General features: G+C 60.3%; 20 protein-coding genes and 1 pseudogene. 17 read left to right on the top strand and 4 right to left on the bottom strand.

All coding sequences use genetic code 11. The features are described from left to right. Nucleotides 1-2: 2 nt before the first annotated feature. Together AMK05_RS31245 and AMK05_RS31240 are read right to left on the bottom strand one after the other, a co-directional pair. On the bottom strand, nt 3-644 hold the full coding sequence (locus tag AMK05_RS31245; protein WP_064844180.1) for a response regulator transcription factor: 642 nt from the start codon (nt 642-644) through the stop codon (nt 3-5). Further along, nucleotides 641-4,267 (bottom strand): PAS domain-containing protein, encoded by a 3,627-nt coding sequence (locus AMK05_RS31240; protein WP_064844179.1) that lies wholly within the window; start codon nt 4,265-4,267, stop codon nt 641-643. Before AMK05_RS31240 ends, AMK05_RS31245 begins: the two co-directional genes overlap by 4 nt. A gap of 342 nt (nt 4,268-4,609) precedes the next feature. Between AMK05_RS31240 and AMK05_RS31235 the strand changes: the two genes are divergently transcribed. The 13 genes and pseudogenes from AMK05_RS31235 (at nt 4,610) to AMK05_RS31180 (ending at nt 17,537) form a co-directional block, all read left to right on the top strand. Beyond that, on the top strand, nt 4,610-5,362 hold the full coding sequence (locus AMK05_RS31235) for an SDR family oxidoreductase (RefSeq protein WP_064844178.1): 753 nt from the start codon (nt 4,610-4,612) through the stop codon (nt 5,360-5,362). 250 nt (nt 5,363-5,612) lie between these two features. Then, a complete protein-coding gene (locus tag AMK05_RS31230) occupies nt 5,613-6,383 on the top strand; it encodes an alpha/beta fold hydrolase (RefSeq protein WP_064844176.1) in 771 nt (256 codons plus the stop codon). A gap of 275 nt (nt 6,384-6,658) precedes the next feature. Next, nucleotides 6,659-7,540: a DUF72 domain-containing protein gene (locus AMK05_RS31225; RefSeq protein ID WP_064844174.1), complete on the top strand. Its 882-nt coding sequence runs from the start codon at nt 6,659-6,661 to the stop codon at nt 7,538-7,540. 29 nt (nt 7,541-7,569) lie between these two features. Continuing rightward, nucleotides 7,570-7,763, top strand: a pseudogene (locus tag AMK05_RS35880) (hypothetical protein); the annotation flags it as partial. A gap of 236 nt (nt 7,764-7,999) precedes the next feature. Continuing rightward, the gene (gene repA / locus AMK05_RS31220; protein ID WP_064844171.1) at nt 8,000-9,193 is read left to right on the top strand and encodes a plasmid partitioning protein RepA; all 1,194 of its coding nucleotides are present in this window, start codon (nt 8,000-8,002) and stop codon (nt 9,191-9,193) included. Between the two features lie 4 nt (nt 9,194-9,197). Continuing rightward, the gene (gene repB, locus AMK05_RS31215) at nt 9,198-10,199 is read left to right on the top strand and encodes a plasmid partitioning protein RepB (RefSeq protein WP_064844169.1); all 1,002 of its coding nucleotides are present in this window, start codon (nt 9,198-9,200) and stop codon (nt 10,197-10,199) included. A 154-nt stretch (nt 10,200-10,353) separates the two neighbouring features. Next, the gene (repC, locus tag AMK05_RS31210; protein ID WP_064844167.1) at nt 10,354-11,646 is read left to right on the top strand and encodes a plasmid replication protein RepC; all 1,293 of its coding nucleotides are present in this window, start codon (nt 10,354-10,356) and stop codon (nt 11,644-11,646) included. 92 nt (nt 11,647-11,738) lie between these two features. Beyond that, the gene (locus AMK05_RS31205; protein WP_064844165.1) at nt 11,739-12,623 is read left to right on the top strand and encodes a dihydrodipicolinate synthase family protein; all 885 of its coding nucleotides are present in this window, start codon (nt 11,739-11,741) and stop codon (nt 12,621-12,623) included. A gap of 6 nt (nt 12,624-12,629) precedes the next feature. After that, nucleotides 12,630-13,307, top strand: a complete 678-nt coding sequence (locus tag AMK05_RS31200) for a GntR family transcriptional regulator (RefSeq protein ID WP_012556246.1) — start codon at nt 12,630-12,632, stop codon at nt 13,305-13,307. Between the two features lie 55 nt (nt 13,308-13,362). After that, on the top strand, nt 13,363-14,691 hold the full coding sequence (locus AMK05_RS31195; protein WP_064844163.1) for an ABC transporter substrate-binding protein: 1,329 nt from the start codon (nt 13,363-13,365) through the stop codon (nt 14,689-14,691). Then, nucleotides 14,691-15,632, top strand: coding sequence for a carbohydrate ABC transporter permease (locus tag AMK05_RS31190; protein ID WP_064844160.1), 942 nt, complete (start codon nt 14,691-14,693; stop codon nt 15,630-15,632). The genes AMK05_RS31195 and AMK05_RS31190 overlap by 1 nt, the downstream gene beginning before the upstream one ends. Then, nucleotides 15,632-16,447, top strand: a complete 816-nt coding sequence (locus AMK05_RS31185; RefSeq protein WP_064844158.1) for a carbohydrate ABC transporter permease — start codon at nt 15,632-15,634, stop codon at nt 16,445-16,447. Before AMK05_RS31190 ends, AMK05_RS31185 begins: the two co-directional genes overlap by 1 nt. A 118-nt stretch (nt 16,448-16,565) precedes the next feature. Next, nucleotides 16,566-17,537, top strand: a complete 972-nt coding sequence (locus tag AMK05_RS31180; protein ID WP_064844984.1) for a sugar kinase — start codon at nt 16,566-16,568, stop codon at nt 17,535-17,537. 46 nt (nt 17,538-17,583) lie between these two features. Here the strand turns inward: AMK05_RS31180 and AMK05_RS31175 are convergent, their stop codons facing one another. Both AMK05_RS31175 and AMK05_RS31170 read right to left on the bottom strand, forming a co-directional pair. Continuing rightward, nucleotides 17,584-18,585, bottom strand: a complete 1,002-nt coding sequence (locus tag AMK05_RS31175) for an inorganic phosphate transporter (protein ID WP_064844156.1) — start codon at nt 18,583-18,585, stop codon at nt 17,584-17,586. Then, a complete protein-coding gene (locus AMK05_RS31170) occupies nt 18,585-19,226 on the bottom strand; it encodes a DUF47 family protein (RefSeq protein WP_064844982.1) in 642 nt (213 codons plus the stop codon). The genes AMK05_RS31175 and AMK05_RS31170 overlap by 1 nt, the downstream gene beginning before the upstream one ends. Before the next feature lie 235 nt (nt 19,227-19,461). On the opposite strand from AMK05_RS31170, the gene ugpB reads away from it, so the two are divergent. From ugpB to AMK05_RS31150, 4 genes are all read left to right on the top strand, one after another. Beyond that, on the top strand, nt 19,462-20,784 hold the full coding sequence (gene ugpB / locus AMK05_RS31165) for a sn-glycerol-3-phosphate ABC transporter substrate-binding protein UgpB (protein WP_064844980.1): 1,323 nt from the start codon (nt 19,462-19,464) through the stop codon (nt 20,782-20,784). 65 nt (nt 20,785-20,849) lie between these two features. After that, nucleotides 20,850-21,734, top strand: coding sequence for a sn-glycerol-3-phosphate ABC transporter permease UgpA (ugpA, locus tag AMK05_RS31160; protein ID WP_049731103.1), 885 nt, complete (start codon nt 20,850-20,852; stop codon nt 21,732-21,734). A 12-nt stretch (nt 21,735-21,746) separates the two neighbouring features. Beyond that, entirely contained in the window at nt 21,747-22,595 is an 849-nt protein-coding gene (ugpE, locus tag AMK05_RS31155) for a sn-glycerol-3-phosphate ABC transporter permease UgpE (RefSeq protein ID WP_064844154.1), read from the top strand. A 1-nt stretch (nt 22,596) separates the two neighbouring features. Beyond that, nucleotides 22,597-23,643, top strand: a complete 1,047-nt coding sequence (locus AMK05_RS31150) for a sn-glycerol-3-phosphate import ATP-binding protein UgpC (RefSeq protein ID WP_064844152.1) — start codon at nt 22,597-22,599, stop codon at nt 23,641-23,643. The last annotated feature ends 23 nt before the right edge of the window (nt 23,644-23,666 follow it).

Genomic DNA, 23,666 nt, shown 5'->3' with positions numbered 1-23,666 from the left:
GTTCAATTCCCCCCCACCCGGCGCGAGTGGGTAATCGGTATTTCCAGTTTCTCCGCGATCCGCACGAGATCGGCGAGCGAGGCCGCGGCCATTTTCTGCATCACATTTCGTCGATGGATCTGCAGCGTGACTTCGCTGATTCCCAGTTCGGCTGCCGCCTGCTTGTTGAGAAGGCCGCTGACCACGAGCGGCAGCACTTCGCGCTCGCGCGGCGTCAGGTCGAGATAGTGACGTTTCAGCATGTCGAGTTCGGCGCGTCCCGATCGCTTTGCCCGATCCTCGGCGAGTGCTGCCTGGATTGCCGCCAGGAGATCCGCGTCACTGAATGGTTTGGTCAGAAAATCCACGGCGCCGTGCTTGATCGCCCGCACCGAGGAGGGAATGTCGCCGTGCCCGGTAATGAAGACGATCGGCGGATGGTCCCTGTCGGCGATCTGCCTCTGCAGATCGAGGCCGTTGATATCAGGCAGCTCGATATCGAGGATGAGGCAGGCGGGCACGTCGGGCTTCTCCGCTTTCACGTAATCGCCGGCCGATTCGAAGGCGATGGCGCGCATGCCGTGCGAGTCCATGAGCTCGCCAAGCGCTTCGCGGATGCGTTCATCGTCATCGACGATGAAGACGATATGGTCATCGGCCGTCATGACACCGCCTTTGTTTCAATGGGCAATGTGAAGATCAACGTCGCTCCGTGCGGATTGTTCTTCTCTGCCCACAAGCGTCCGCCGTGCAGCTCGACGATCGAGCGGCAGATCGCCAGACCCATGCCCATGCCGTTTTCCTTGGTCGTGAAGAACGGCTCGAACATCTTTTCGGGAAACTCGATCCCCTGGCCGCGATCGCTGATCTCGGTCTGGACGGCATTCCCGATATGGCGGACGCGCATTTTGATCACCCTGTCGCCGGAAACGGTCTCCATCGCCTCGATGCCGTTGCGGACGAGATTGATCAGAACCTGCTGGATCTGGATGCGATCGATGGCGATGAACGGAAGGTTTCCATCGACGTCCACGTCCATCCTGGCGCGCCGCCGGGCCGCTTCGTCGGCCATAAGGTTGCGCGCTTCGTCGATGACGCCGGAGAGCGTCGTGTGCACTCTCCTGTCTGCGGACTGCTTGAACAGGGCGCGGATGCGGCTGACGACATCGGCGGCCGAGTTTGCATCGCGGATGATTCGCTCGACCGTCCTCTGCGCCCGCTCCATATTCGGGGGCTCCGCCATCAGCCAGCGCTGGCAGGCATGCGAGTTTGCGACGACGGCGGCAAGCGGCTGGTTCACCTCATGGGCGATGGAGGCCGAAAGCTCGGCAAGGCTCGCCACCTGGCTCGCCCGCGCAAGGCCTTCCCGCGCTTGCCGCAGATCGTCCTCCGCCCGAACCTCTGCGTCGATATCGAGGCAGATGACATTCCACTGGACGATGACGCCTTCGGCATTGCGCATCGGCGCAGCGCGCGTCTCGACCCAGCGATATTCGCCATCGAACCGCCGCAGACGATGCCGACGCGCATAGGGCTCGCCGGTGCGCAATGAATGGGCATAGTTGTCTTTGACCCCGGCCACGTCGTCGGGATGAACGCCGGCATCCAGCGTGCCGTCCAGCCGGGTTTTCCCGGTTCCATCAAGCTCTTCGAGCTTATATCCGAGGAAATCGCGGAGCTGAGGGTTACGGTATACCGGCTCCCCATCGGGCGCTGCGCAATCGATCATTGCCGGCAGCGTTTCGACGATCTGCCAGAGCGAGCGCTCCCTCTCGCGCAGCTCCTCCTCGATACGCAGCTGATCGTCGATGTCATGCGTCAGGCCGTACCACTGAATGATCTGTCCGCTCTCGTCCCGCAGCGGCTCGGCGCTGCCTCTGACCCAGCGGTAGACGCCATCGGCGCGCCGCAGGCGATATTGTTTCGAGAAGCGCTCGCCGGTGGCGAAGGAATGCCTCAGCGCCCCGGCAAGGCTCTCCGCATCGTCGGGATGGATGGCGGCTTCGATGATGGCGGACAGCCGCTTCATGCCGGGCTTGCCTACATCTGCGATATCGGGACCGAGAAAATTGATCAGCCGCTTGTTGAAGAAGGTCGGTTCGCCCTCCGCATTCAGGCGCCAGAGAAGGCTCGGAACGATGTCGACGAGCTGCGACAGCTCGCGCTCCCGCTCACGCAGTGCCTGTTGCGCACGCACCTCGTCATCGATGTCGATCGCAGCCGCATACCATTGCACGATCGCTCCATTCTGATCCCGCAACGGCTCTGCGCGGCCTTCCATCCAGCGATATTCGCCGTCTGCCCAACGCCGGCGATATCGTATCGTGTAGGGCTCGCCGGTCGCAAGCGCATGAGCGAGCACCTCCCGCATGCGCGGCCCATCTTCTGGATGCACGGTTGCCCCGATGATCGCCGCCGAGCGGCTGATATCCGGCGTGTCCCAGGCTGCGACGTCATCAACCCCAATGGATTGCAGTGTGCGCTTGCTGAAGAAGGTCGGCTTGCCATCAGGCGCCATGCGGGCGATGTGCACCGGGACCATGTCCACGAGCTGCGACAGTTCCCGCTCGCGATCACGCAATGCCTCGAGCGCGCGCACCTCCTCGTCGATGTCGAGAGAAACACCGTACCATTGCACGACCCTTCCGTCGTCGTCGCGCCGGGGTTCCACCCTGCACTCCGCCCAGCGGTAGACGTCGTCCTTTTCACGCCAGCGAAACCGCATCGCGGTGCCGCCGCCGCTTTCGAAACAATTCTGCAGCGTGCGCTGGACGTCGGGTGCGTCTTCAGGATGGATCAGCTGCTGCAGCAGCTCTTCGATACGCGGCTCGCCGCGGGCGTCGAAATCGGCGATCACGGCGCGGAAATGGTCTTGATAGCGTTTGTTGAAATAGACCGAGCCACTCGCTGGCTCCACGCTCCAGACGCGAACCGGCACTGCGTCGATCATCTGTCGCAGCGTTCGCTCGCTCAGGCGTACCGCCTCTTCGGCACGGACCTGATCGTCGATGTCGTGGCAAAGACCATACCACTGGACAATGCTGCCGGCCTGATCCCGCATCGGCTCGGCGCGGCTCGACATCCAGTGATAGACGCCATCAGCGCGGCGCAGCCGATATCGCATGGCGAAGTTTTCGCCGGTGGCGAGGCAATGGTTGAGCGCCTGGGTGAAGCCGGCTGCATCATCCGGATGAATGGCTGCCTCCAACTGGCTCATGCCGGGCCTGTCCGAATCCGCGACATCGAATCCGAGGAAATCGACCATCCGTCGGTTGAAGAAGGTCGGTTCGCCCTTGGGTGTCAGACGCCAGACGTGGCTTGGAACCATGTCGACAAGCTGCGAGAGCTCCTGCTCCCGCTCGCGCAGCGTCTCCACGCTTTGGCGCAATGTCAGCACGGCCAGCTGGTGTTGCCTGGATATGCCGGCAACGATCAGCGCCGAAAATGCCGAGATGGCCAGAAAGAGCTGCAGCATGATCTGCTTGTGTTTCTGGGACTCGGGATCGGCGACGAACTCGCCTGCGCCGGTCATTGTGAAGATGGCCGTAATGAGGGCGAGGAGAGCCAGCGATATGGCGGCGCCCTTGAACTCAAAGCGGACCGCGGCCCAAAGAAGGGGCGGCATGATGATGTAGGCGAAGGGAAGATAGCCGCTGAGCGACAGGGCGGCGACACCGAGAAAAATCAGCCCAAGGACGCCAGCCTCCACCCATTGCGCGGCCGAGAGCCGGGTCTTGCCGCGCCAGTTGTGGAAGACGGCGAGCGCCAGCGGCGCGACGATCAGAACGCCGGTTGCGTCCCCGATCCACCAGAGAGGCCAGGCCGTCACGAAGGATTGCGATTGTATGCCGAACCAGGCGAGCGTCGCACTTCCCACCGTCGCGCTCACGACCGGCGCAATGCCGGCGCCCAGCACGACGAATGCGAGAACCTCCTGCAAGGTTTCCAGCTGTGCCGGCCGCTTCAAGACACGATTGATCAGCCATGCCGCGACCACCGCTTCAAGAGCGTTGCCGACATAGATCAGGAAGGCCGCAGGCAGGGGACTGTAAAACCAGATGGCATTGCTGAGTAACTCCGCCAGGCAGCCCCCCAATATCCACCATGGCCAGCTGCGCCTGGGGGCGAGGATGAGCGTGGCGATGAAAAGCCCGCCCGGGGGCCAGATGGAAATACCCGTCCCCGGCACGATCGCGAGCGACTGGGCAAAGCCGCAGGCGAGCACATAGGCGGCGATGAAAAGCCCCAGATACAGGGCTCGGGGGCGGTGCGACCAGACGCTCATCATCAACAGCTCCTTCCGGACAGGCAAAGCCCGGGGATCGTCAGCATTTGGTACAACATTCTGTTTTGATATCGGAGCCGGCGAACTCATGTTCGAACCGTAACCCCGCCACACCACAGCTGCAACTCATGGAAATCCATGCACCGCGCGGAGAGGTAGCGTTGCGCCGCCGCGGGATCTCCGGCACAAACAGGAAACGGACGACCGACCCCGTTCCTCGGTGGGTCATCCTAAACTTTCGGTCTGCTCGGCTATACCTCCGGCTAGGGCGCCAACCCTCTCGCATGATGGAAGGGATTCGGTTTTCCGGTCATTGTCGATCCAATCGATCGCGAGGATGCCGACATGAAAATTTCCGTGGTGGGAGCAAGCGGGGTCATCGGAACACGGCTCAGCGAAAGCCTGCGCCGGTCGGGCCATGAGGTTGCTGCCGCATCCTTGTCGCTTGGCGTCGATACGGTTACCGGCAAAGGCCTCACCGCGGCCATCGCGGGATCCGACGTCATCGTCGACGTCACCAACGCCGCATCGTTCGGCGACAATGCGGCCCTGGATTTCTTCAAGGCGTCGACGAAGAACCTGCTTGCCGCCGCCGCTGAGGCTGAAGTCGGGCACTATCTCGCCCTCTCCGTCGTCGGCACGCCACGGCTCGTGGAAAGCGATTATTTTCACGCCAAATTGGTACAGGAAAATCTTATCCAGGCTTCCAGTTGCCCATACACGATCCTCCGCTCCACGCAGTTCTACGAGTTCATCAATGGATTGATCGACATCGGTGGGCAAGGCGACGTCGTTCGACTGCCGCCAGCCTTGATGAGGCCGGTCGCAGCCGGGGAGGTCGCCGCCTTTCTGGCCGAATTGACCGTCGCAACGCCTTTGGGCGGTATCGTTGAAATCGCCGGCCCGGAGCAGTTCGGCATCGATGAGGTCGCCCGGATCTATCTCGCCGCCAACGAAGACGAACGGCAGGTGATAACGGATCCGTCCACATCGTATTTCGGCGTCGAATTGACCGATGCCGCACTGCTTCCGGGCGCCGGCGCGCGGCTGGCGACCGAGAAGCTCTCCGACTGGCTCTACCAATCGATGGCGGCTTAGTTCTGCCGGCGATCGGCCTCGTTTCGCCTGCAGAGAAATCGACGCTGAAATTCCTTGAGCCCCCAAACCTTGGACCGCCCGGATCTATCGCCGCGCGATCGTCTTTGAACGTTTTTTACAGATCGAACGGAGTTGACATCGCCCCGTGAACCCGGGGCGATATCAAATCGAGGTGAACACCGAATTTAGAGGTTGTCATTATGAATAATTGTGCGTAAATTAATCGTACACGATGCAATGGAGCTAGATCATGTTGAAGATGTTTGTCGCCGCCGCAGCAATGACCGCAGCCGGCCTTTTGCATGCTAACGCGGCCGAAAAGCCGACGGTCGTCCTTGTTCACGGCGCGTTTGCCGATGCCTCCAGCTGGAATGGCGTGATCACACGGCTGGAAAAGGGTGGATATCCCGTGGTGGCGGTCGCTAATCCGCTTCGAAGCGTGACGACCGATGGCGATTATGTGCGCAAAGTGGTCGCCGGGTTGAAGACCGACGTAGTACTAGTGGGTCACTCCTACGGTGGCTCAGTGATCAACGAGGCAGCAGCAGGTAGCGCGAACGTCAAATCGCTCGTTTTTGTCGCCGCCTTCGCACCGGATGTTGGAGAAACTGCGATCGCGCTTTCAGGTAAGTTTCCGGGGAGTACGCTCGCACCCACCCTTGCGGAACCCGTGCTGTTGGATGGTGGAGTAAAGGACCTGTACATCAAGCAGAGTGAGTTTCACGATCAATTCGCTGCAGATGTGTCGAAGGCAGAAGGCAAGCTCATGGCCGCGACACAGCGTCCTGTCACTGACAAGGCTCTTGGCGAGGCATCAGCTTCGGCGAGCTGGAAGAATATCCCTTCCTGGTTTGTCTACGGCGACGCGGATAAAAACATACCGCCGGCAGCGCTGGCATGGATGGCGGAACGAGCTGGCTCGAAAGAGACGGTTGTGGTGAAAGGGGCGTCGCACGTCGTCATGGTCTCTCATCCCGATCGAGTTGCGAAGGTCATCGAAGACGCCGCGTCCAACAAATAGGCGACCTGCGCTGCGGTTCCGCGATCGGATCGACCCCTGGTCCGGTCGTGGTGCACCGTGGCAAGGCACTGACAACGCGCAGGACGTCGGGCTTTTTGCACAGGTGCTGAACGTGGTTCATGCTTCAGGCTCTATCCGGGCGGTGTCGCCGCGGTCTCTGCGGAACAGATGGTTTCCTTCGAAGTTGAACACCTGCAATCGAGGCTACTGCCGGCCGGTTCGTCGCCATGCACACTAGGGATGTTTGAAGCCGGCATACACATGGAAGCTTTGACGTGCCGGAGATGTCGACGGATGACCGGGAGAGGCGGAAGGCGCGGCGGGAAGAGCGGCGTCGCAAGCAGCGCGAGGCCAACGTCGAACGTGCTGCGAAGATGCACGAAGCCCGGATCAAATCGGAGCAGCGAGAGGTAGCGGCATCCGCGTGCGAAGGTAAGCGCAGGCTCAATATCGGCTGCTCGGGCTGGTATTACTGGCACTGGCAGGGTCTGTTTTATCCGGCCGATGCTCCTCGAAATCAATGGTTCTCGTTTTACGAACGAGAGTTTAAGACGGTCGAGCTGAACGCTCCGTTCTATTCGTGGCCGACAGTCGCCGCGGTCAAAACCTGGCTTCGCCAGGCGAACGGCGATTTCGTCTATACGATCAAGGTGTGCGAGCTCATTACGCATATCAGGCGTTTCGAAGATTGCGGGGAATTGATCAGAGATTTCGGTTATGTCGCGGATATGCTCGGTGAGCGCATGGGGTGCTTCCTCTTCCAGCTGCCGCCAAGCGTCCGCTATTCCCCCGACACTCTGGACCTAATCCTTCGGCAGCTCGATCCGTGCCGCCGGAATGTTGTTGAATTCCGCCACAAAAGTTGGTGGAACGATGAGGTGTTCCGCCAGTTTGAAGCGGCCGGTGCGATCTTCTGCTCATGTAGCGGGCCGCGTCTTCCGGATGAATTGGTGAAGACCGCAGACGATATTTATGTTCGCTTTCATGGGACCACGAAATGGTACCGCCACGATTACAGCGAAGCCGAACTGTCAGTCTGGGCCGACCGAATAAAGAGCAGTGGTGCGAAGACCGTTTGGGCCTACTTCAACAACGACAGAGACGCCAATGCCCTCAAGAACGCCAAGACGCTTTCGCGACTGTTAGGCGACGCGTAAGTTCCATCCCTAAAGCCAAGGCGGGTGATGGCGCGAGATCATCGGGCGTCACTACGTCCGGCAAACGGCCGGGCGCCAGCGGACGCTACAGGCTTCCGGCTATCGTCTCGACCTGACCGACGCGAGCGGCAAGATGGAAAGCATGGACATATTCGAACCGGATAGAAAGACGGCGGCGGATAGTCAGGCGGAACCTTTCCATCCCGCCGGCGGTGTCACATAAAATTCAATGAATTTCATGTGCATAACGAGGCAGCGGCCTTGCTGGTCAATAGCCCGGTCGGGTGCGAATCACCTGCCGATTGGTCGATGAAACCGCCAGATTCCCGCTCCCGTTTCGCGTGCCTGGACCGGCCTTTTGGTTAAGCATTTGTAATTCGGTCACGAATCGCGGCATATGGTAACTGCGCAACTGAAGCACTTTCGTTCAAAATTGCGCAGTTATTTGGGAAATAGATCATGCAGCCGAGTCTTGCTCTTCAGGACGATCAAGAGCATCTCCCTTCGCTTCTGGCAACAGACGCGAAGGAGTTGTCCTATCAACTTCAGCAGCATCAGGCAAAAATCTTCCCGCCGCTTTCCCAAAAGACCATCAGAACATTTTCACCGGCGGAAGCTGCGGCCTTCATCGGCATCGGCGAAGGTTATCTCCGGCAGGTGGCCGCCGACGGCCACGGGCCCGATCCGCTGGCAAACGGGCGGCGGCTCTACAGCGCAGTCGATATGGACCGGATTCGCCGGGTCCTCGACGAGCGAAATGGAACGCCGAAATATGTGCCGGCTCGCAGGCCGGGGGAAAAGCTCCAGATCGTCTCCGTCATGAATTTCAAGGGGGGGTCCGGCAAGACCACGACCGCGGCCCATCTGGCCCAGTTCATGGCGCTGAGGGGTTACCGCGTGCTCGCCGTCGATCTCGACCCGCAGGCTTCCCTGTCCGCCTTGTTCGGCCATCAGCCGGAATTCGACGTCGGCGAGGGCGAAACGATCTACGGCGCGATCCGCTACGAGCAGCCGCGTCCCATCGCCGACATCGTGCGCGCCACCTACACGCCCAATCTGCATCTCATTCCCGGCAATCTCGAGCTGATGGAATTCGAGCACGAGACGCCGAAGGCGATGTCTTCGGGTAGGGCCGAGACGATGTTCTTTGCCCGCATCGGCGAGGTCTTGACGGAGATCGAAAGCCTTTACGACGTCGTCGTGATCGACTGCCCGCCGCAGCTGGGTTTCCTGACGATGTCGGCGCTCTGCGCGGCGACCTCGGTGTTGATCACGGTCCATCCGCAGATGCTCGATGTCATGTCGATGTCGCAGTTTCTAACGATGACGAGCGAGCTGATGTCGGTCGTAGAGAAGGCCGGCGGGCGCACCAGCTATGACTGGATGCGGTATCTGGTGACGCGGTTCGAGCCGAACGACGGGCCGCAAAGCCAGATGACCGGCTTCATGCGGGCGATCTTCGGCAATCGAATGCTTCGCAATGCGATGGTGAAGTCGACGGCGGTCTCCGACGCCGGTGTCACCAAGCAGACCCTTTACGAGGTGGAGCGGTCGCAGTTCACCCGCGGCACCTATGACCGGGCGCTGGAGTCGCTCAATCTCGTGAACAGCGAGATCGAGGCGCATATCCGCTCGACCTGGGGGAGGAAGTAGATAGATGGCGCGTAAGAATCTCATCGAAATCTCCGCTCCGAGCCCGGCGAGGGTGGAAACTGTCGCACCGCGCGACAATCGCCCGATCGCTGGATTCGTGCCGCAGGAGCGCAGTGCGGCCCCGGTCGGCGGCATTACCAAGACACTCGGCAACATTACCGAAAAAATGGAGCGGGCGAGTGAGCTGGAACGGCAGCTCGCCGCCGGCCAGGCCATCGTCGAACTCGATGCCGGCCTGATCGACGCGTCCTTCGTCAGCGACAGATTGGCGATCGATGCGGCCGAGTTGGCACAGCTTGTCGAACAGATCCGTGAGCATGGGCAGCAGGTTCCGATCCTCGTCCGCCCGCATCCCGAAACCAGGGGACGCTACCAGGTCGCCTACGGTCATCGTCGCCTGGCCGCCACCAAAGAGCTCGGCATCAGGGTGCGCGCGGTCGTCCGCGACCTGACCGATGGTCAGCTGGTCGTCAGCCAAGGCCAGGAAAACAGCGCCCGAACCAATCTTTCCTATATCGAACGCGCGCTCTTCGCCTCAAGGCTTGAAGACCGCAGCTTCGGCCGCGATGTGATCATGGCGGCACTCGCCGTCGACAAGGCGGCGCTTTCAAGGATGTTGATCGTCATACGGCAGGTGCCGCTTGATCTCATCAACGCCATCGGCGCGGCGCCCGATATCGGCCGCCGGCGATGGCTTGAACTGGGTGAGCGGCTTGAGAAGGCCAATATCGAAAAGATCGTCGCCGAGTTGTCCGCGGACGACGCGCGGAAAATTTCGAGCGACGAGCGGTTTCAACGGGCACTGGTTCTGGCAACGAAGAAGACAGCGGCACAGAAGCCGGCAGTGGCCAAAACCGAGGTCGGCGGTGTGCCTGTCATGATCAAGAAGACAGCGTCAGGCGCGACCTTCGTCTTCGACGGCAAGACCGCACCCGGTTTCGATCAGTTCGTCCAGGAACGGCTGCAGAGCCTGTTCCAGGAGTTCAAAAAGCACAGAGGAGCGTAACGCGCAAAAGAAAAAGGCCCCCAACGACGGCGTCGTGGAAGCCCTTCTCAGATCTTAAGCACATCGAGAATCGCATTTCCACGAATCACAGTCAAGCGTCTTAGGCACCAAATTGGTGGATGGTTTTCTTTTGCCTGAACGAAGGTGAAGGCAAATGGAGAGTGGATATGTGACGACGCCCTTTGGGCGGCGGCCGATGTCGCTTGGCATGCTGGCAAGCCAGCAACTGGCCGAGACCATCGAGCCGGGGATGAAACGCAGCAAGTGGAAGCTGTTCAGGGCAATCTGCGAAGCGAGACCGGCGCTCGGCGTGACCGATCGGGCGCTGACGGTGCTCGACGCGCTGTTGACTTTCTATCCCGATGACGAGATTTCCGAGGAAAAAGGCCTGATCGTCTTTCCTTCGAACGCGCAGCTTTCGCTCCGCGCCCGCGGCATGACGCCGGCCACACTCCGGCGGCATCTGGCCGTGCTGGTCGAGGCTGGCCTGATCCTGCGCAAGGACAGCCCGAATGGAAAGCGTTATGCCCGCCGCGACAGGGCTGGCGCCATCGGCGAAGCTTTCGGCTTCAGCGTCGCGCCGCTGCTTGCCCGTGCGGCCGAGATCGAAGGCCTTGCCGCCCAAACGATTGCCGACCGGGAACTGCTGAGAGCAACCCGGGAACGGCTGACGGTTTGTCGGCGAGACATTTCCAAGCTGATTTCAACGGCGATCGAAGAAGCGGTTCCAGGCGACTGGGAGCAGATGACGGTAATGTTTCGTGCGATCGTCGCCAGGATCCCCCGCGTGGCGAGCATCGAAGCGCTGGCATCGCTGCTCGACGAGATGGCCCTGCTGCGGGACGAAGCCGTCAACTTGCTGGAAAGGCAGATTAAAAGACAAAAAATAGACGCCAATGAGTCTCAGATTGAGCGTCACAAACAGAATTCAAACCCCGACTCAACTTATGAACTTGAACCAAGCTTCGAAACGAAGCAGGGCGAAAAGGCAGCGACATACAACGAGGCTATGGCCGAACCGCCGGGTAAGCAAAGGCCGAGGCCACCCAAGCCGTCGGTTGGAATGGTTGGCAAGGCAGCTCCGGTGTCAGGCCCAGGTCTGAAATCCTTCCCGCTCGCCCTTGTTCTCCAAGCCTGCCCCCAAATCCTCGACTATGGGCCGGGCGGAACAATCGGCAATTGGCGAGATCTGATGTCGGCCGCGGTCATCGTGCGCTCGATGCTCGGCGTCAGCCCCTCGGCCTATGAGGAAGCTTGCTCCGGCATGGGCCCGGAAAATGCCGCGACCGTCATTGCCTGCATTCTGGAAAGGGGAGGGCATATCAATTCGCCCGGTGGTTATCTCAGAGATCTCACCCGCAGGACCGAAAGAGGCGAGTTCGCGATCGGGCCGATGCTGATGGCGCTCGCGCGGGCAAATGGGCCGACTGTAAGGCACGCCGGTTAAGGGAGAACCCAATGCTGGCCAGCCTGCAATCACCTCTTTACAGCTAACATGTCACTCTGCTACATCAATCCCAATAATCGGGAGGGATATATTTGACCCAGAAATTCGGGCTGTCAGTCGCTCTCGCCACGCCGTTTGACGGCAATGGCGATATCGCGATCGAGATTATGATCGCGCAGGCAAGACGGTGCCTTGCTGCCGGATGCTCCAGCGTCACGCTGTTCGGGACGACGGGTGAAGGCTCCTCGATCGGCAGCCGGGAACGCGACCGCGTCTTTGCGGCCTTCCTCGATGCCGGGATCGCGGCGGAAAAGATCATCGTTGGCGTACTGGTCGACGCCGCCGAGGATGCGGCGATGCAGGCCGATCACGCTCTTTCCAAGGGTGTTCGCAATATCCTTCTTGCCCCGCCGTCCTATTTCAAGAACGTCAGCGACGACGGTGTCTTCCAGTGGTTTTCGGCGGTATTCGCCATATTGGGCGACAAGGCGCGGGATATCATCGTCTACAACCTCCCTTCGCTCACCATGGTTCCGCTGACCGTGTCGCTGATCGGAAGGCTGCGGACCGCCTTCCCCAATATCGTCACAGGCGTCAAGGATTCTTCCGGCGACTGGCCGTATACCGAAAGCCTGCTCAAGGCGCATAGCGATCTCATCATCCTGGTGGGTGATGAACGGCATCTCGCCAAGGGCGTGCGGCTCGGCGGCCAGGGGGCAATCTCCGGGATGGCCAATTTTGTGCCCCGCGACGTCAAGCTGATGGCCGAAGAAGGCAAGGACGACCCCCGCATCGAGGGGTTCGTGGCCGAACTGCTGAAATATCCTGTCGTCCCGGCCGTGAAGGCGATGGTGGCACACGTGATGTCGGAGGAGATCTGGCTTGCGGTTCGCCCACCGCTCGGTTCAATATCCGGCGAAGGGCGGGCGCAACTCGTTATGGCTTTCGATAAGCTTTTCCAGTCGAAAGCGGCATAGTCGGGCATGCTGCGGGAAGAGGCGATGGACGGAATGGACGAGCAGCCGACGCTGCGGGAAAAGGCGTATGCGAGCTTCACGCGCCATCTTCTTGCGCGTGATGTGCGCCCCGGCCAGTTCGTGTCGCAGCGCCGTCTCGTGGAGCTGACCGGGCTGACGCTCGGCGCCATCCGTGAGCTCATCCCCAGGCTTGAAGCCGAGGGGCTGATCAAGACGGTGCCGCAGCGGGGGTTGCAGATCGCTCACATCGATCTCAATCTCATCCGTGAGGCGTTTCAACTGCGCGTGTTCCTGGAGAAGGAGGCGGTGGCGCTCTTCACCCGGTCTGCGTCGGACGAGACGATCGCCGGGCTTTTGAAGCAGCATCGCGATATTGCCGACGCCATTCGAAGCGGCGATGGCTCGCATGAACTGGAACTGCGCGCGCAGGCCGTCGACTGGGGCATGCATGACGCCTTTATCGATGCGCTTGGCAATACCATCATTTCGAATGCCTACCGGGTAAACTCGATCAAGATGCGGCTGATCAGCCAGGATCGGTTTCGCATCGAGGGTCACGTCGGGCCTGTCATGGGCGAGCATCTGAAGGTGCTCGAAGCGATCGAACGACGATCGGCGGAGGACGCCGTCAACAGCCTTGTCGCACACATCAACGGTGCAAGGGATCGTGCGCTGAGGATATAACCGGGAATAATCAGCCGGAGGTGAGGAGACCGCCGGCAAAAAGAGGAGGAATACCATGCCATCTTTTTTGAATCCGACGAGACGCGGCTTTCTGGCGGGCACGGCCGCTTTCGGGGCGAGCAGCATGCTCGGCTTGCGCTCGGCGTCGGCTGCCGTCGACTGGAAGCGCTTTACCGGGACCACGCTCGAGGTCAATTTGGTCAAGAGCCCGCGCAGCGAAATACTTCTGAAGTATCTGCCCGAATTCGAGGCGCTCACCGGCATCAAGGTCAACGCCGAAGCGACGCCCGAGCAGCAGCAGCGCCAGAAGACGACCATCGAGCTCAGCTCGGGAAAGCCGAGTTTCGACGTCGTGCATATGAGCTATCACGTCCAGAAGCGGCAGTTCGAAAAGGGCGGCTGGCTTGCCGATATCGGCGGTTTCCTCAAGGATCCGGCGCTGACCGACCCATCCCTGACGGAAGGTGATTTCGCCGAAGCCGGCCTCGCCTTCGCCAAGGACGCCGGCGGCGTCCTGCGTTCTCTTCCCTTCTCGGTGGATTACTGGATCATCTACTGGAACAAGGCGCTGTTCGAGAAGAAGGGGCTTTCCTACCCGACGACATTCGAAGAGCTGGCAAGTGCGGCCGAAGCACTCACCGATCCGTCGACCAACACCTACGGCTTCGTCGCCCGCGGCCTGAAAAACGCCAATACGCCGGTCTGGACGTCGCTGCTGCTAGGTTATGGTTCGAGCCCGCTCGGCCCCGATGGCAAGCTGCGCACGACTTCGCCGGAAGCGGTCGATGCCGCCAAGCTCTACCAGAGGCTGATGACCAAGACCGCCCCTCCCGGCGTCTCCGGCTTCAACTGGGCCGAGGCCCAGTCGGCCTTCCTGCAGGGCAAGATCGGCATGTGGCTGGATGGCGTCGGCTTTGCGCCGCCGATCGAAAATCCGGAAAAATCGCGCGTCGTCGGCCAGGTCGGTTACGGCATCATGCCGAAAGGCCCGAAGGCACAGGCTGCCGGAACCTTCGGCGACGGGCTTGGCGTCGTCGCTGCAAGCCAGAAAAAGGAAGCGGCTTACCTCTTCTGCCAATGGGCGATCTCGCATGAGATGGGCGCCCGTCTGCTGCAGGCCGGCGCCGGCGTTCCTTTCCGCCAGTCCGTGCTCGAGGATGCGAAGGTCCGCGAAGGCGTCAAGATGCCTGGCGCATGGCTCGATGCCGTCGTCGGTTCCGGCAAGATCTCGCAGCTGGCGCTGCCGGTCATCATTCCGGTCACCGAATTCCGCGACATCTATGGCGTCGGTCTCACCAATATGATTGGCGGCGCCGATCCGGAAGCCGAACTCAAGGCCGCGACCGCGCAGTTCGAGCCCGTCCTGGCGAAAAGCGAGGGATAATGACCTCGGCAAGCATCGAAACGGCCGCAGCCGCCAAGGCCGCCTCGAAGGCAAGGAGCAACGCGGGTCGCGTTGCTCCCAACTACTGGCCCTTCGTCATCCCGGCGCTGATCGTCATTGCGGCCGTCATCGTTTTTCCATGGGTGTTTACCCTTTGGATGAGCGTCAACAGCTGGACGCTCGGCCAGTCCCAAGTCTTTGCCGGGCTGGACAATTATGCCCGGCTGGCCGTGGACATGCGCTTCTGGGAGTCGCTGTGGCATACGGTGCTCTATACGACGCTCTCCGTGGTGGCGCCGCTTTTCCTGGGAACGCTGGCGGCGCTGATTTTCGATGCACAGTTTCCGCTGCGCGGCCTTCTGCGCGGCATATTCGTGATGCCGATGATGGCGACACCGGTCGCCATCGCCCTGGTCTGGACCATGATGTTCCATCCGCAGCTCGGCGTGCTCAATTATCTTCTTTCCTTCATCGGCATCGGTCCGCAGGAGTGGATCTACAATCAGAGCAGCGTCATCCCGTCGCTGGTGCTGGTCGAGACCTGGCAATGGACGCCGCTTATCATGCTGATCGTGCTCGGCGGCCTGGCGGCGGTTCCGCGCGAGCCCTATGAAAGTGCTGAGATCGACGGCGCCAATGTCTGGCAGAAATTCCGCTATCTGACCCTGCCGATGATCGCGCCCTTCCTGATGATCGCCGTGATCATCCGCAGCATCGACGCGGTGAAAAGCTTCGACATCATCTACGCCATGACCCAGGGCGGCCCGGGCACGGCGTCGGAAACGATCAATATCTATCTCTACAACACTGCTTTCGCCTATTACGATATCGGTTATGGCTCGGCCATGGCGGTGGTGTTCTTCATCCTCATCGTGCTGCTTTCCTTCGTCCTTCTGATGCTGCGGCAGCGTGCGAACTGGTCCGATGGGGAGGCTCGCTGATGAAACGCAAGACACTCGATCGCATCGGACTGCTGTTCGTTGCCCTGGTGATGATTTCGCCGGTCGTCCTGTTCTTCCTCTGGATGATCTCGCTGTCGCTCAAATATGAGATCGACAACGGCGCCTATCCGCCGATCTTTATTCCGGAGCGTTTCGCCTGGTCGAATTATGTGAAGGTTTTCGAGGAGAACAACTTCTTCCTCTATCTGTGGAATTCGGTGCTGGTGACCGGTGCCGCCACGCTTCTGGCGCTGCTGATCGGCGTGCCGGCCGGTTACGGCATCGCACGGCTAAAGGCCGAGAAGTCGGCGATGGTCATCATGATCGCGCGCATGACGCCCGGCCTTTCCTTCCTCATTCCGCTTTTCCTGCTGTTCCAGTGGCTCAACCTGCTCGGCACGCTGGTGCCGCAGATCATCATTCATCTCGTCGTCACGGTGCCGATCGTCGTCTGGATCATGATCGGCTATTTCGAAACGACGCCGATGGAGTTGGAAGAGGCTGCGAGCATCGACGGCGCGACGCCCTGGCAGATTTTCCGCCTGGTTGCCTTGCCGATCGCCAAACCCGGCATTGTCGTCGCCTTCATCCTGTCGGTCATCTTCTCGTGGAACAACTTCGTCTTCGGCATTGTGCTCGCCAGCCGCGAGACACGCACGCTTCCGGTCGCGGTCTACAATATGCTTTCGTTCGAACAGGTCAGTTGGGGGCCGCTTGCTGCCGCGGCGTTGATCGTCACTCTGCCGGTGCTGATCTTGACGGTGTTTGCGCAACGGCAGATCGTGGCGGGACTGACGGCCGGAGCCGTCAAGTAAGCAGCTGAGAAGACGGTTTTGACGACGTCTGCCATCGCCCCGCCTGCCTGAACAGGATGATTTTAGGCCGGTCGGCCTGGAATCTGAATTCTGTTCTCAATTAAAGAGTTAGAGCATGATGCCGTCCGAAAACCGCTCATACTTTTCGGCATCATGCTCTCCGCCGCGCAGCGTTTTGTGCGTCGGCGCTGCGGTGCTGGACACGCTGTTTCGTGTGCGCACGCTGCCGACCGGCCAGGGCAAAATTCTTCCCTACGATATGCTGCAGGTCGCCGAAGGCATGGCGTCGAGCGCGGCTTTTGCGGTCGCCCGGCTGGGTGGCAATGCCAGCCTCTGGGGTGCGGTCGGGGATGATGCCACCGGCGTACGCATCATTGCCGACCTCGGCAACAGTGGTATCGATACGAGCGGCATGGTCCGTGTGGCAGGCGCCCGCTCGGCCGTTTCGACGATCCTTGTCGATGATCAGGGCGAGCGCTTGATCGTGCCCTTTTACGATGCTGCCCTGCACGAGACGGTCAAGCCGGTGACAAAACAGGACGTGTCTGCTTTCGATGCGGTTCTGGTCGACGTCCGCTGGCCGAAGCTGGCATTGCGGACGCTGCTTGCAGCCGGAGAGGCGGGCAAACCGGCCATTCTCGATGGCGACGTTGCGGGCGACGGCGTGATCGAGATGCTGGCGCCGGCGGCCAGCCACATCGTGTTTTCGCAGCCGGCCGCCGAGCGCCTGACCGGAACCGCCGAGCCGGCGAAGGCCGTCGGCCTTCTGAAGCGAAAGTTCGAGCACGCCTTTATCAGCGTCACATCAGGGGAAAACGGTTCGTTCTGGTTCGACGACCGAGCCGGCGAAGTCTTCCATCTTGCTGCTCCCATGGTGAGGGCCGTCGATACGCTCGCGGCAGGCGATATTTTCCATGGCGCTTTCGCTCTGGCTATCGCAGAAGGCGCGCCGATCGCCGAGACGATGCGCTTCTCGTCCATGGCGGCGGCGCTCAAATGCCAGGTCTTCGGCGGCCGTATCGGCGCGCCCAGCAGAGCGGAGGTCTGCGATGCGCTGCGGGGCTGGGGCGCGGCGGTGACTAGGCGCTAATGCACGCTGCGCGGACGTGCGGAGCGGTTTCGGATTGCGACATGCATTAGAAGAAGTCCGAGAGCCAATAACAGAGCGCTGAAATGGTTGCGGCGGCCGGGAGTGTGACGACCCAGGCAATAACGATATTGCCGGCCAAACCCCAGCGAACGGCTGACAGCCGGCGGGCGGCACCCACGCCGATGATGGCGCCGGTGATCGTGTGCGTCGTCGAGACCGGGATGCCCAGCCAGGTTGCGCCGAACAGCGTCAAGGCTCCGCCGGTTTCGGCACAGAAGCCCTGCATTGGGTTGAGCCGCGTGATCTTCGATCCCATGGTATGGACGATCCGCCAGCCGCCGCAAAGTGTCCCGAGCGCCATTGCGCTCTGGCATGAGAGAACGACCCAGAGCGGCACATGGAAGCCGCCGTCCAGGTATCCCTGCGAATAGAGCAACACGGCAATGATGCCCATCGTCTTCTGAGCGTCGTTGCCGCCGTGGCCGAGGGAATAGAGGGAGGCGGAGACAAACTGCAAGATCCGGAATGTCCGATCGACAGCGAAAGGCGTCTGCCGCACGAAGATCCACGAGACGATCAGGATGAGCAGCAGTGCAAGGAAAAATCCGATCGCCGGCGACATCACGATGGCGCCGGCCGTTTTCAACAATCCGCTCCAGACGATCGAACTGAAACCTGTCTTCATCAGACCGGCACCGACCAACCCGCCGACCAGTGCATGCGATGAGCTCGAAGGGATACCGAAGACCCAGGTGACGATGTTCCAGACGATCGCGCCCACCAGCGCCGCGAAGATGACCTGCGGCGTAACGATGGCCGGATCGATAATGCCGGTCCCGAGCGTTTCTGCGACGTGCAGTCCAAAGAATAAGAAGGCGATAAAATTGAAGAAAGCCGCCCAAAACACCGCATATTGCGGACGCAGCACCCGCGTCGACACGATCGTGGCGATAGAATTGGCGGCATCGTGCAGGCCGTTGAGGAAATCAAAGAAGAGGGCAACAGCCACGAGCGCGGCAAGAAGGGGAAGGGCGAGGGTGGCTTCCATCAAACGTTCTCGATGACGATGCCACTGATTTCATTGGCGACATCCTCGAAACGGTCGACGACCTTCTCAAGCTCGCCATAGATCTCGCTGCCGATAAGATAAGCCATCGCATTTGAGGCGCCGTGGCGGCGGAAAAGATCCTTCAGGCCCTGCTCGTGCAATTCGTCGGACCGGCCCTCGACGCGTGTCACTTCTTCCGCGAGCGCGGCCAGACGCGGAGCGTTGGCGCTGATCCGATCGAGAAGGGGAAGCGCTTCGGCTATCAGATGTGCCGCCTGGACGATCGTCTTTCCCATTTCCTGCATCACAGGGTCGAAGCTCTTCTGCTCGAACAGCCGGATGGTCTTCACGGTCTTCTGCATCATGTCGATCGCATCGTCCATCGACTGGATGAGATCCTTGATATCGCCGCGATCGAAGGGTGTGACAAAACTGCGGCGCACGGCAAGCAGCACTTGGCGGGTAATCTCGTCCGCTTCATCCTCCAATTGAACGATCCGGGCGCAATGGCCTTCGATGTCCGTGCCGCCCAAAAGTTCGTTGAGCGCTTCGGCCGCACCGACGACGGTTTTTGAGTGTTGAGCGAAGAGATCGAAGAATCGATCTTCGCGCGGCATGAGTTTTCGAAACCAGCTTAACATCGGCACTCCATGGACTGTCACAAAATCGTCATAAAGCACCACGGCTGCCATGGAAAGCCGCGAGACCGGAGAAGGGAAGTCATTGACAGAAATCGCAATCCGTCGATCGCGCTGTCCTGCCGTTTTCGGGTAAATGTTCATTTGAACATTTCATTATTGCAAAGTGAACTATGGCTGTTACCATTGCCGGACGTCTGGAGCGGGAGGCTGCGGACCGAGAGCAATGGGAGTGAAGATGAACAAGATCGCTTTTTTCCTGTCCGCAGGATTGACCAGCCTGTCCTTATCCGTCCCGGCCATGGCCGCCACGAAGATCCAGTGGTGGCATGCGATGGGCGGCGAGAATGGCGCGAAGCTTGAACAGATCGCCAAAGGCTTCAACGCATCTCAGTCCGATTATGAGATCGTCCCGGTCTATAAGGGGACCTATGACGAGACGCTGACCGGCGCGATCGCTGCGTTTCGTGCCAAGCAGCAGCCGGCAATCGTCCAGGTCTATGAAGTCGGCACCGGCACGATGATGGCCGCACAGGGTGCGGTCTATCCGGTTTACCAGCTGATGAAAGACGAAGGCGAGGCCTGGGACCAGAGCAAATTCATCGCGCCGGTCGTCGGTTATTACTCGGACACCAGCGGCAATGTCCTATCGCTGCCCTTCAATTCCTCGACGCCGATCATGTATTACAACAAGGACGTCTTCAAGAAGGCCGGGCTCGATCCGGAAACGCCGCCGAAAACATGGGCGGAGGTGGAATCCTTCTCGCGGACCATCATGAAATCGGGTGCGGCCAAATGCGGCTTCACCAGCGCCTGGATCTCCTGGATCCAGACCGAAAATCTCAATGCCCTGCATGACAAGCCCTATTCCACCAAGGCCAACGGCTTTGGCGGCCTGGACGCCGAATTCACCTTCAACAACGATCTGACGATCCGCCATTGGGACAATTTGAAGAAGTGGCAGGAGGAAGGTCTGTTCAAATTCGGCGGGCCTGTCGGCGGCGACAACGCGCCTCCGATGTTCTATTCGCAGGAATGCGCGATGTATATGAACTCGTCGGCCGGCCGGGCCGGCGTCATCAACAACGCCAAAGGCTTCAAAGTCGGTTTTGCGCCACTTCCCTTCTACGATGACGTCATCAAGCAGCCGCTCAATTCGATCATCGGCGGCGCCACCCTCTGGACGCTGAAAGGTCGTCCGGAAGAGGAATATAAGGGTGTGGCGAAATTCTTCACCTACCTGCAGAAGCCGGAAGTTCAGGCCGACTGGCATCAGTTTTCCGGATACCTGCCGATCACCGAAGCTGCCTATAAGCTCGGCCAGGACCAGGGCTATTATGAGAAAAACCCCGGCGCCGACATCGGCATCAAACAGCTGACGCGGGTGACGCCCACCGACAATTCCAAGGGCATCCGCTTCGGCAATTACGTCCAGGTGCGCGGCATCATCGACGATGAGTTTGCCGCTTTGCTGGGTGGAAAGAAGACGGCGAAGGAAGCGGTCGATTCAGTCGTCGCACGCGGCAACGAACAGCTTCGCGATTTCGAGTCCGCCAACTAATGGACACCGCGACGGGGGCTGGCGAAAGACCGGCCCCCGTTTCCCATCCGTCAGTGTGAGGGCTCATGCAAACCAAACGGACCGTATTTCCCAACAAGCTTTTGCCTTACCTGCTCATTGCCCCCCAGATTTTCGTGACCGTGGTATTTTTTCTCTGGCCTGCGGCAACGGCCTTCTGGCAATCCTTCCTGCGCGAGGATGCCTTCGGCTTCAAAACGAACTTCGTCTGGTTCGAAAACTACCGGCGGCTTTTTGCCGATCCGATCTATATCAATGCCTTCGGCCACACGCTGATCTTCGCCATTCTGGTGACGGTGCTGTCGACGTCGATCGCGCTGCTCCTAGCGGCCGCGGCAATGCGCGTGCTCCGCACCTCCCGAATTTATTCGACCCTGCTGATTTGGCCCTATGCCGTCGCCCCGGCGATTGCCGGTATTCTCTGGTGGTTCATGTTCAATCCGTCGATCGGCATCGTCGCCTATATGCTGCGGTCGATGGGCGTCGATTGGAACCATCTGATCAATCCCAACGACGCGATGATCCTGATCGTGATCGCCGCCACCTGGAAACAGATATCCTATAACTTCCTGTTTTTCCTGGCTGCGCTGCAATCCGTGCCGCGCTCGCTTCAGGAAGCCGGCGCCATCGATGGGGCCGGACCTACCAAGCGTTTCTGGACGATCGTCTTCCCGCTGATCTCGCCGACGACCTTCTATCTGATCGTCATCAATATCGTTTACGCGATGTTCGATACGTTCGGCATCGTTCATGCCACCACCCAGGGCGGGCCGGCGCGCGCAACCGAGATCCTGGTCTACAAGGTCTATTTCGACGGTTTCATCGGTCTGAATCTGGGCTCGTCGGCGGCGCAGTCCGTCATTCTGATGGTGATCGTCGTCGCCCTGACGGCGGTGCAGTTCCGCTTCATCGAACGCCGCGTGCAATATTGAGGGAGCCCAAGGATGGTTGAAAATCGCCCTTTTCTGAATTTCCTGGCCCATCTTGTGCTGATCCTCGGTGTCACGATCGTGGTGTTTCCCGTTTACGTCGCTTTCATCGCATCGAGCCACGGGCCCAATGACTTTTTGTCGGGCGTCGTGCCGCTGACCCCGGGAAGCCACATCATCGAGAACTATTCGACGATGCTGTCGTCGGGGATGACAAGCTCGGGAGCGCCGCCGATCGGGCCGATGATGATCAACTCGCTGATCATGGCGGTCGGCGTCGCCGTCGGGAAGATCGCCATCTCGATCCTTTCGGCCTTTGCCATCGTCTATTTCCGGTTTCCGTTCCGGACCCTGGCATTCTGGATGATCTTCATCACGCTGATGCTGCCGGTCGAGGTGCGTATCGTGCCGACCTACAAGGTCGTCGCCGACCTCGGAATGCTGAACAATTACGGCGGCCTCATCATTCCGCTGATCGCCTCGGCAACGGCGACCTTCCTGTTTCGCCAGTTCTTTCTGACGGTGCCTGACGAGTTGATGGAGGCCGCGCGTGTCGACGGGGCAGGGCCGATGAAGTTCTTCCGCGATATTCTGCTGCCGCTGTCGATCACCAATATCGCCGCCCTGTTCATCATCCTGTTCGTGCTCGGCTGGAACCAGTATCTCTGGCCACTCATCATCACCACCGACCAGAGCTTCTATACCGTCGTCATGGGAATTCAGCGCATGGCAGCGGTTGCCGATGCCGAGCCGCGCTGGAACCTCGTGATGGCAGCGGTCATTCTGGCCGCCCTGCCACCCGTCCTCGTCATCGTCGCCATGCAACGCCTTTTTGTCAAAGGCCTGGTCGAAACGGAGAAATGAAATGGCCACGATCAATATCATCGACGTCAAGAAGAACTATGGTGCCGTTCCGGCTGTCAAAGGCATTAACCTGTCGGTTGCAGACGGCGAACTGATCGTGCTCGTCGGCCCCTCCGGCTGTGGAAAGTCAACCCTGCTTCGCATGGTCGCCGGGCTGGAAACGATCAGCGAAGGCGATGTCGAGATTGCCGGCCGCAATGTCAACAAGGCGGAGCCGGCCGACCGCGACATTGCGATGGTCTTCCAAAACTATGCGCTTTATCCACATATGACCGTGCGCGGAAATCTCGAATATGGTTTGAAAAACCGCGGCACCGAACGGGCGGAAATCAACCGCCGCGTGGCGGAGGCCGCCGAGATCCTGGAAATCGGACCGATGTTGGATCGCAAGCCGCGCGAACTCTCCGGAGGACAGCGCCAGCGTGTGGCGATGGGACGCGCCATCGTCCGCGAGCCGGCCGCCTTTCTGTTCGACGAGCCGCTCTCCAATCTCGATGCCAAATTGCGGGTGCAGATGCGCGTCGAAATTCGCCGGCTGCAACGGCGTCTGAAGACCACCAGCATCTACGTCACCCACGACCAGCTTGAAGCGATGACCCTTGCGGACCGGCTGGTGGTGATGAACGGAGGCCTCGTCGAACAGGTCGGCACGCCGGTGGCGGTCTACGATCGACCGGCGAGTTTGTTTGTCGCCAGCTTCATCGGCTCGCCGCCTATGAACCTTGTGCCGGTCGACGTGCTCAGGGCCGCCGACAGGGCAGGTACCCTGGCATTGCCCGCCGGCACCGACATGGTCGGCCTTCGCCCCGACGCGTTGCTCGTCACCGAGCCGGCGGAGCCGACGGTTCGCCTGAATGCGACGGTCGAGCTGCTCGAGCCGATCGGCGGAGAAAGCCATCTGCATGTGCGGTTGGGTGAGAGCCAGCGGACAGTCGTCCTGACGGTGCCGGGCCGGCCGGACTTTGCCGAGAATGCGAATATCGACGTTTTCGCCCGTGTTGATGCGATGCACCCTTTTAACAGCAATACCGGAAAACGCACGGATTGACGCGGGATTTTTATTTCTTCATC

The sequence above is a fragment of the Rhizobium sp. N324 genome (assembly GCF_001664485.1).
GTDB lineage: Bacteria > Pseudomonadota > Alphaproteobacteria > Rhizobiales > Rhizobiaceae > Rhizobium.
Note: the sequence above shows the minus strand (reverse complement) of the source record. Positions and strands in the feature narration are given on the sequence as shown.

Bases quoted from the DNA above. Each gene is read 5' to 3' on its own strand.
- AMK05_RS31180 (WP_064844984.1), top strand. From the start codon at position 16,566: ATGCCGTCCGAAAACCGCTCATACTTTTCGGCATCATGCTCTCCGCCG.
- AMK05_RS31170 (WP_064844982.1), bottom strand. From the start codon at position 19,226: ATGTTAAGCTGGTTTCGAAAACTCATGCCGCGCGAAGATCGATTCTTC.
- AMK05_RS31185 (WP_064844158.1), top strand. From the start codon at position 15,632: ATGAAACGCAAGACACTCGATCGCATCGGACTGCTGTTCGTTGCCCTG.
- repA (WP_064844171.1), top strand. From the start codon at position 8,000: ATGCAGCCGAGTCTTGCTCTTCAGGACGATCAAGAGCATCTCCCTTCG.
- AMK05_RS31240 (WP_064844179.1), bottom strand. From the start codon at position 4,267: ATGATGAGCGTCTGGTCGCACCGCCCCCGAGCCCTGTATCTGGGGCTT.
- ugpA (WP_049731103.1), top strand. From the start codon at position 20,850: ATGCAAACCAAACGGACCGTATTTCCCAACAAGCTTTTGCCTTACCTG.
- AMK05_RS31230 (WP_064844176.1), top strand. From the start codon at position 5,613: ATGTTGAAGATGTTTGTCGCCGCCGCAGCAATGACCGCAGCCGGCCTT.
- AMK05_RS31200 (WP_012556246.1), top strand. From the start codon at position 12,630: ATGCTGCGGGAAGAGGCGATGGACGGAATGGACGAGCAGCCGACGCTG.
- AMK05_RS31190 (WP_064844160.1), top strand. From the start codon at position 14,691: ATGACCTCGGCAAGCATCGAAACGGCCGCAGCCGCCAAGGCCGCCTCG.
- repC (WP_064844167.1), top strand. From the start codon at position 10,354: ATGGAGAGTGGATATGTGACGACGCCCTTTGGGCGGCGGCCGATGTCG.
- AMK05_RS31245 (WP_064844180.1), bottom strand. From the start codon at position 644: ATGACGGCCGATGACCATATCGTCTTCATCGTCGATGACGATGAACGC.
- ugpB (WP_064844980.1), top strand. From the start codon at position 19,462: ATGAACAAGATCGCTTTTTTCCTGTCCGCAGGATTGACCAGCCTGTCC.
- AMK05_RS31175 (WP_064844156.1), bottom strand. From the start codon at position 18,585: ATGGAAGCCACCCTCGCCCTTCCCCTTCTTGCCGCGCTCGTGGCTGTT.
- AMK05_RS31195 (WP_064844163.1), top strand. From the start codon at position 13,363: ATGCCATCTTTTTTGAATCCGACGAGACGCGGCTTTCTGGCGGGCACG.
- AMK05_RS31150 (WP_064844152.1), top strand. From the start codon at position 22,597: ATGGCCACGATCAATATCATCGACGTCAAGAAGAACTATGGTGCCGTT.
- repB (WP_064844169.1), top strand. From the start codon at position 9,198: ATGGCGCGTAAGAATCTCATCGAAATCTCCGCTCCGAGCCCGGCGAGG.
- ugpE (WP_064844154.1), top strand. From the start codon at position 21,747: ATGGTTGAAAATCGCCCTTTTCTGAATTTCCTGGCCCATCTTGTGCTG.
- AMK05_RS31235 (WP_064844178.1), top strand. From the start codon at position 4,610: ATGAAAATTTCCGTGGTGGGAGCAAGCGGGGTCATCGGAACACGGCTC.